General features: G+C 69.1%; 7 protein-coding genes. 5 read left to right on the plus strand and 2 right to left on the minus strand.

Features of this window, described 5'->3' with window-relative positions:
• The first annotated feature begins 231 nt into the window (after window positions 1–231).
• The 4 genes from AB0B48_RS30810 (at window position 232) to AB0B48_RS30825 (ending at window position 4052) form a co-directional block, all read left to right on the plus strand.
• Window positions 232–1518 carry a sugar ABC transporter substrate-binding protein gene (locus AB0B48_RS30810; protein WP_357207699.1) on the plus strand — a complete coding sequence of 429 codons (1287 nt, stop codon included), beginning with the start codon at window positions 232–234 and terminating at the stop codon, window positions 1516–1518.
• Window positions 1515–2501, plus strand: a complete 987-nt coding sequence (locus AB0B48_RS30815; RefSeq protein WP_357207702.1) for a sugar ABC transporter permease — start codon at window positions 1515–1517, stop codon at window positions 2499–2501. The genes AB0B48_RS30810 and AB0B48_RS30815 overlap by 4 nt, the downstream gene beginning before the upstream one ends.
• On the plus strand, window positions 2498–3328 hold the full coding sequence (locus AB0B48_RS30820) for a carbohydrate ABC transporter permease (RefSeq protein ID WP_238678492.1): 831 nt from the start codon (window positions 2498–2500) through the stop codon (window positions 3326–3328). Before AB0B48_RS30815 ends, AB0B48_RS30820 begins: the two co-directional genes overlap by 4 nt.
• An 82-nt stretch (window positions 3329–3410) precedes the next feature.
• On the plus strand, window positions 3411–4052 hold the full coding sequence (locus AB0B48_RS30825; protein ID WP_357207705.1) for an MOSC domain-containing protein: 642 nt from the start codon (window positions 3411–3413) through the stop codon (window positions 4050–4052).
• A 103-nt stretch (window positions 4053–4155) separates the two neighbouring features.
• On the opposite strand, the gene AB0B48_RS30830 is transcribed toward AB0B48_RS30825, so the two are convergent.
• Window positions 4156–5058, minus strand: a complete 903-nt coding sequence (locus AB0B48_RS30830) for a phytanoyl-CoA dioxygenase family protein (RefSeq protein ID WP_272613023.1) — start codon at window positions 5056–5058, stop codon at window positions 4156–4158.
• A gap of 221 nt (window positions 5059–5279) precedes the next feature.
• Complete coding sequence (locus AB0B48_RS30835; RefSeq protein WP_357207708.1) at window positions 5280–6140, minus strand: hypothetical protein; 861 nt, start codon at window positions 6138–6140, stop codon at window positions 5280–5282.
• 313 nt (window positions 6141–6453) lie between these two features.
• Here AB0B48_RS30835 and AB0B48_RS30840 point away from each other — a divergent pair, with 313 nt between their 5' ends.
• Window positions 6454–7218 carry an SDR family NAD(P)-dependent oxidoreductase gene (locus AB0B48_RS30840; RefSeq protein ID WP_355009284.1) on the plus strand — a complete coding sequence of 255 codons (765 nt, stop codon included), beginning with the start codon at window positions 6454–6456 and terminating at the stop codon, window positions 7216–7218.
• Window positions 7219–7328 lie beyond the last annotated feature (110 nt).

A 7328-nucleotide genomic window follows, 5' to 3' on the forward strand; every position in this document is an offset into this window, starting at 1 on the left:
ACACCACACCCCCCCCTAGAACTTAACCACGCAAAGCGCGCGCGGGTGAGGGCGGGGCGCTCTTTCGTGCTGATAGGCCCAACTTCGGACGGATGTTGGAGTGCCGGTCGTCGGGCCGCTGCGGTACGGTCGCCACGCTTCGGCCAGTCCCGCCCACTGTCGTAAAGGAATTCGCCGTACTAGGGTGCGGCGGAGAAGGTTAGTTCCAGGCGGCGCGAGGGGAGAAGTGGCGTGAACAGGTGGAAGCGGCTGGCCCCGGTCACCGCCATGGTGGCCTCGGCCGCGATGGTGCTGACCGGCTGTGGAGGGTCCGGCGACGACGCGGCCGACGACAGCAAGCTCACGGTCTGGATGATGGGTGAGGGCGGGGACGCGCAGAACTCCTTCCTCGACGGGGTCGAGGCCGAGTTCCGCCAGAAGCACCCCGACACCGATGTGGTCGTGCAGTACATCCCCTGGCTGGAGGCGCCCAAGAAGTTCCAGGCGGCGCTCGCCGGCGGTGAGGGGCCGGACATCACCGAGCTTGGCAACACCGAGACTCAGGGTTGGGCCGCCCAGGAGGCGCTCGCCGACGTGAGTGGTCGGATGGGCGGCTGGGCCGACGGCAAGGATCTGCTGCCCGACCTGGTGCGCAACGCTCAGCTCGACGGCAAGCAGTACGGCGTGCCCTGGTACGCGGGTGTGCGCGCGATCTACTACCGCACCGACTGGTTCGCCGAGGCCGGCGTGCAGCCCCCGAAGACCTGGGACGACCTGGTCACCGTTGCCAAGGCTGTGCAGGCGAAGAAGAAGGGCACCTACGGCATCGCCCTGCCCGGCAACTCCGAGCTGCCCTTCTACTCCTTCCTCTGGGGTGCCGGCGGCGAGATCGCCAGCAACCAGGGCGGCACCTGGAAGTCCGGTTACACCACGCCCGAGGCGCAGCGGGCCGTCAAGTTCTGGACCGATCTGGTGACTGTGCACAAGGTCGCCCCGCCGGCGGCGGCGGGTTGGAACGAGATCGACGCGCGTACCCAGTTCGCCACCGGCAAGGCCGCGATGGCCTTCGCCGGTAGCTGGCAGCAGGGCGCCATCAAGAAGGACAACCCCGAGATCGAGAAGGTCTGGGGTACGTTCCCGATCCCCGGCCCGGACGGCAAGGCGGCGCCCGGTTTCGCGGGCGGCTCGGACGTGGCGATCTGGAAGGACAGCGAGCGGCAGGACCTGGCCTGGGACTACCTGACCGTGCTGCTGAACAAGAAGAACGCGCAGAGCTTCGCGAGCAGCCTCGGCTTCTTCCCCGTCTACCAGGACCTGGTCTCCGGTGACGCGTACGCGAACGACAAGGTGATGGCGTCGTTCGCCACCACGATGCAGAACACCAAGCTCACGCCGCTCACCCCGAAGTGGGTGGAGGTCAGCCGGACGAAGACGGTGACCCAGGCGATGAACAGCTCGGTCATGAAGGGCCAGAAGACGGTCGAGAAGGCTACCGCCGACGCGGCCGCCGAGATGGAAGGCATCTTGAACAGCAAGTGAGCCTACAGACCAAAAACCCGGAGACGTCCGCCGCGCGGGAGACCCCCGCGCGGCGGCGTCGCCGGGTGGACCGACTGCCCTACCTGCTGCTCCTGCCCGCCCTGCTGATCATCGGAGTGCTGCTGCTCTGGCCGCTCGGCCAGGTGGTGGGGATGTCCTTCTACAGGCTGAACAGCGTCCGGCAACTGCGCGGCGATCGGGAGTGGCCGTGGGTGGGGCTCGGCAACTACGCCGACATCCTCTCCGACCCGTTCTTCCTGACCGTGCTGCGCAACACGGTCCTGTTCGCCGCGGCGAACGTGCTGCTCACCATGGTGCTCGGCACCCTGGTGGGGCTGCTGCTCAACCGGCTTGGTCGAAAGATGGCGACGTTCGTGGCCAGCTGCGTGATGCTCGCCTGGGCCACCCCGGCGCTGACCGGCACCATCGTCTGGAAATGGATCTTCGACGATACGAGCGGCCTGGTCACGTGGCTGTTCAATGCGTTGCCGGACGGGCTCTCGACCAGCCTGTTCGGGCGCAGCGACTGGACCGGTTACGGCTGGTTCAACTCGCCGCTGCTCTTCTTCGCCATCCTCACCCTGGTGGTGGTCTGGCACTCGTTCCCGTTCATCGCGGTGAGTGTGCTGGCCGGTCTCAAGAGCGTGCCGAGCGAGTTGCACGAGGCGGCCCGGGTGGATGGTGCCAGCCCGTGGCGGGTCTTCTGGAAGATCACGTTCCCGCTGCTGCGTCCGGTCTTCGGGATCCTGATCGTGCTCTCCACCATCTGGGACTTCAAGGTCTTCACCCAGCAGTTCGTGCTGGCAGGCGGCACCCAGGACCGGCCGACGTTCATGCTCGCCATCTACTCGTACGCCGAAGCCTTCTCCCCGCCGCCCAAGTACGGGCTCGGCGCTGCCATCGCGGTGATCCTCACGCTGATCCTGCTCGTGGTCACCGGCTTCTACGTACGGATGGTGCTCAGGCAGGAGGACGAGTCGTGAAGAAAATCGCCCTCAACGGCGCCGGGCTGCTGGTCGCGCTCTTCGCGGCGTTCCCGGTCTACTGGATGATCTCCACCTCGCTGAAGCCGAGCAACGAGATCTTCTCGGCCACCCCGCAACCGGTGCCGACCCATCCGACGTTGGCGCACTACCGGGAGATCCTGACCGGCAACCTGATCCCCGGCGTCAGCTTCCTGGACTTCTTCCTCAACAGCGCGCTGGTCGCCGTCTCCACTGTGGTGCTCAGCGGCCTGGTGGCGTTGCTCGCCGCGACCGCTGTGGCCCGGTTCCGCTTCAAGCTGCGGACCAGCTTCCTGATCATGCTGCTGGTGGTGCAGATGATCCCGCTGGAGGCGTTGGTCATCCCGCTGTTCCTGATGATCCAGCGGCTCGGGCTCTACAACACCCTGCCCAGCCTGATCCTCACGTACCTCGGTTTCTCGCTGCCGTTCGCGGTCTGGATGCTGCGCGGCTTCGTCGCCGCGGTGCCGAAGGAACTGGAGGAGGCGGCGGCGATCGACGGGGCCAGCCGGGCCCAGATCTTCCGCCGGGTGCTCTTCCCGCTGGTCGCGCCCGGCCTGGTGGCGACCAGCATCTTCTCCTTCATCACCGCGTGGAACGAGCTGATCTTCGCGTTGACGTTCATCAACGACCAGGGCAGTTACACCCTGCCGGTGGCGATGACCTTCTTCTTCGGTCGGGACGACACCAACTGGGGGCCGGTGATGGCCGCGTCCACCCTGTTCACCCTGCCGGTCATCATCTTCTTCCTGCTGGTGCAGCGCCGGATGGTCTCCGGCCTGGTGGCCGGCGCCGTCAAGGGCTGACCCCGCGTCGGACGGGCCGGGCGGTGCCGAACCCGTAGCCGGGCGGACTGCTCGGCGGCGAACCGCCACTAGGCTGGCCGTCATGACGGGCAGGGTGGCAGCGGTGAACCTCGGCGTGGTGACCGAGGCGGAGTGGGCCGGCGATGCGAGCGGCCGCAGCGGCATCGACAAGCGGCCGGTGGACGGCCCGGTGCCGATCCGCTTCGACGGGGTGGTCGGCGACTTCATCGGAGAGCGAGCCCATCACGGCGGCCCCGACCAGGCGGTCTACGCCTACGCGGAGGAGGACGCCGCATGGTGGGCGGCGGAGCTGGGCCGCGACGTCCGGCCGGGTGGCTTCGGGGAGAACCTGTCCACCTACGCGGTCGACGTGACCGGCGCGGTGATCGGTGAGCAGTGGCTGGTCGGTTCAGCGCTGCTCCAGGTCACCAAACCGCGTACGCCGTGCACCACCTTCGCCGGGTTCTGGGGCGTACCGGATCTGATCAAGCGGTTCACCACCCGGGCGCTGCCCGGCGCCTACCTGCGGGTGCTGCGCGAGGGGGAGGTCGGCCCAGGCGACCCGGTCGAGGTGGTGGACCGGCCGGCGCACGGTGTGACCATCGGCGAGGTGTTCCGGGCGACCAGCCTGGAGCCGGAGTTGCTGCCTCGGTTGCTCGAGGCGGAGGAGCTGCCGGAGTCGATCCGGGAGAAGGCCCGCCGCCGCCTCGCCGCCCGTGGCTAGCTGGCCGGCGTAAGCCCACGCGGCCGGCGACCACCGGCGTCGACATGTGGAACGGCCCCCCGCCATCGCTGAGCGTGACGGAGGGCCGTTCCACGAGCAGGGATCAGCGGAGCCAGGGGATGTTGCGGTCGAGCAGACCGCGCTCCTTGAGCTCCTTGCGCAGCGGGATCTCGTCGTCGACGTACCCGTCCCAGTTGATGCCCCAGTAGTTGGCGGTGTGGGTGCCCTCGCCGATCAGCTGGCGCTGCACCGGGGTGCGGTTGCGGTACCACTCGCCGTCCACGTCGGGGTGCAGCTCGTCCAGCGGACGGATCCAGCGGTAGGTGTAGCCGACGAAGAGCATCTTGCGGGTGATGGTCGACAGGTTCGTCGACCGCGAGTGCCACTGCCGGCGGTCGAAGATGAAGGCGTCGCCCGGGTTGGCGGTGATCTCCACCGTGCCCTCCGGGTCGGGGTTCTGCACGGTCAGGTCCGCCGGCCGGGGCAGCGAGTTCTTCAGGTGGCTGCCCGGGATGACCTTGGTGGCACCGCGGCCGGTCTCGGAGAGGTCCGACAGCACGTACGCGACCTTCAGCGAGAACATCGGCCGAGGCAGGTTCGGGTCCATCGTCTCCGGGTCGGAGTTCTGCCGGTACCCGTCCTGGTGCCAACCCCAGTACGGCTTCTCCGGCTCGGCGGCCGGCGGGGTGACGTCCAGGTGGTTGTGGTGGGTGTAGATGTTCCAACCGGCCAGCCCCCACATGTACGGGAAGGCGATCGGGTGGGTCAGCAGCTCACCGAAGAGCTCGTCGCGCTCCAGGAAGCCCAGCAGGTGCAGGGTGCCGTCCTTCTTGGTGGTGCCCTTGGCCTGCTCCTCCGCGTAGACGCGGTCGACAGCCGCCTCCAGCGCCGCCCGGTGGTCCTCCGTCAGGACGTTGCGCAGCAGGAGGAAGCCCTGCTCGTGGAACTCCTTGCGGTCAGTGTCGCTGATCGGTTCGTAACCGGTCCGGTCGCCGTAATCGAACACCGCGTCGTACCCCTCCCCATGAGGTGAAACCTTTTCTGGCACAGGCCGCCGATCGTAACGCGGCTGTCCAGGCCTCGGGGAGGGCGTGGTGCGGGATTGGGCCACGGCGGGACCCCGCGCAGCGAGAGAAACGCACAGAGTGAGATCTGCGTGATCAATAGTGCGATTCAATGCGCATTGCCCGATTGTGCGGTGACTGCCGGTTAAGAGATCCGGGTCGGTCAACCCTCGTTGAACACCTCGGCGACCACCTGGCCGGCGGGGTTCTGGCGGCCGTCCACCCGGCCCCACGAGCCGCCGCGGGCGGTCCACTCCAGGTCGCCGAAGCGGACCCGCTTCACGCCGTGGTCCTGGGCGTGTGAGACCAGCCAGTGCGCGTACCGCCAGCCGTCGCGCTGGTCGCCCGGAGTCACCGCCAACCCGGTCTGGTCGGTCGGGTCGGTGCCCTTGAGCCCCCAGTCCAGCACCAGATTGCGGGTCAGTTGCGCGGCCGCGGCCGCACCGTGCATCGCCGGGGTGCGCCCCACGGTGCAGGCGACCGCGCCGCTGGCGTCGCCGAGCAGGGCCCGGCTGAGCACCTCGGAGTCGTCGGCCCACTTCTGGTACGCCTCGGGGAACGCCGAGCGCTGCACCCGCTGGGCGGCGTCGGTGACGCGCATCTTCTCCCAGCCGCGCACCTTCTTGAGGGCCGCGTAGAACCTGTTCGCCGCGTACCGCGGGTCGCGGATCTGCGCCGGGGTGCCCCAGCCCTGGCTCGGCCGCTGCTGGAACAGGCCGACCGAGTCGCGGTCGCCGTCGGCGAGGTTGCGCAGCCCGGACTCCTGGTACGCGGTGGCGAGCGCGACCACGACGGCCCGCTCGGGCATTCCGCGCTTCGCGCCGATCGCCGCGATGGTCGCCGCGTTGGCCATCTGGTCGGCGTCCAGCGCGACACGTCCGTCGGCCTGCACCGTGCACTTGCGTGCCACCAGCGGCAACCTGAGGTTGTCGCCGACCTGTCGTACGACGAGCCAGATCGCGATCACGGCGACGAGGATGAGCACCACTCCACCCGCCACGGTTGCCCGAGTTCGCACCCACACCCCCAGATCGACAGTCCGACAAGCGTACGTCCCCGCAGGCCCCTTCCGGGTCGTCCGAGCGGTTCGGGCCCGGCCTGGCCGACTCCGACCGGTTCGGGGCCGGCTCCGCTGCCGCGTACCGGTTGGCGACGTTCCCGCTCCGGTCGCGATCTCACCTGCCACGCCCCTCCGACCCGCAGGGCTGTCGTGCGCGTCACCGGGTACGCGGTATCGGGAAGCGATTGACCGGTCAAGGACTTAACTCGGTTGACATATCAATCCGACCTACCGCCGCAAAGCCGGGCGCGTTGGTCATTGAACGAGGAGGAGTTCCATGGGAACGCTTGATGGCAAGGTCGTGCTGATCACCGGCACCGGCGGGGGCCTGGGCCGCGTCGCGGCGCTGACCTTCGCCCGCGAGGGCGCGAAGGTCGTCGGGGCCGACCTCCAGGTCGCGGGTAACGACGAGACCGTCGAACTCGTCCGGCGCGCGGGCGGCGAGATGACCGGCATCGCGCCGGTCGACCTCACCGACCCCGAGCAGGTACGCAAGCTGGTGGACGACGCCGCGGCCGCCTATGGCGGGCTCGACGTGGTCTACAACAACGCCGCCGCGCTCCGCTTCGGCCCGATGCCCGACTTCTCCGTGGAGGACTGGCGCTACACCATCACCGGAGAACTCGACATTCCGTACTTCGTGTCGAAGTTCGCCTGGCCGCACCTGGTCCGACGCGGCGGCGGCGTCATCATCAGCGCCGCCTCCATGGCCGGAATGATCGGCGGCCACGTCCCGCCGATGGTCGGTCACACCGCCGCGAACGCCGGCATCATCGGCATGACGCGACAGCTCGCCCTCGAAGGTGCGCCCCACGGCATCCGCGCGGTGGCGGTCAGCCCCGGGCCCACCCTCACCCCGGCCAGCGAACGCGACCTCGGTGACAACCAGGAGGCGCGGGACGCCATCACGGCCAAGACGCTCCTCAAGCGCTTCGCGCGCCCCGAGGAGGTCGTCGAGCTGGTGGTCTTCCTCGCGTCCGACCGGGCGTCGTACATCACCGGGGCGAACTACCCGGTCGACGGCGGCGCGACCGCCTGGTGACCCGACCCGCGCTGACCGAATCGGAGTCCGGGGCGCCGCCCACCGCAGGGGGGGCCCCGGGCGCCCGTGTCGGTGTCGCCGGGCAGGGCGGGCCCCCCACGAGGCCGCCG

Source organism: Micromonospora sp. NPDC049089 (assembly GCF_040648775.1).
Lineage (GTDB): Bacteria > Actinomycetota > Actinomycetes > Mycobacteriales > Micromonosporaceae > Micromonospora.

What these genes read in the sequence shown, in the direction of transcription:
- AB0B48_RS30825 (WP_357207705.1), top strand. Translation starts at nt 3,411, where the DNA reads ATGACGGGCAGGGTGGCAGCGGTGAACCTCGGCGTGGTGACCGAGGCG.
- AB0B48_RS30840 (WP_355009284.1), top strand. Translation starts at nt 6,454, where the DNA reads ATGGGAACGCTTGATGGCAAGGTCGTGCTGATCACCGGCACCGGCGGG.